The organism is Candidatus Jidaibacter acanthamoeba (genome assembly GCF_000815465.1).
Lineage (GTDB): Bacteria > Pseudomonadota > Alphaproteobacteria > Rickettsiales > Midichloriaceae > Jidaibacter > Jidaibacter acanthamoebae.
Genome location: NZ_JSWE01000161.1, coordinates 1 through 265, shown reverse-complemented (window position 1 = coordinate 265; position 265 = coordinate 1). Strand labels below are relative to the sequence as shown.

Below are 265 nucleotides of genomic sequence, written 5' to 3'. Positions count from 1 at the left end.
TATAAGTATAACCATTTACCTTTAACCTTGATATAAGTTTCATCCAGGTACCAGGAAGCGTTGGTGGATTTGATAAAATAGCTAACTTTCTTTTGTATTTCAGGGCCATAATGCTGAACCCACCTGTATATGGTACTTGGGCAGATGTTTAATCCTCTTTCTTCCATCATTTCACTTAAGTTACGATAACTAACTCTATACCTCAAATACCAGCGTACACATAATAATATAATCTCCCCTTCATAGTGGCGCCATTTGAAATCTA

The 265-nt window shown here is 35.8% G+C and carries 1 pseudogene; it reads right to left on the bottom strand.

The features are described from left to right. A pseudogene (locus NF27_RS12575) lies at positions 1-265 on the bottom strand (IS6 family transposase); the annotation flags it as partial.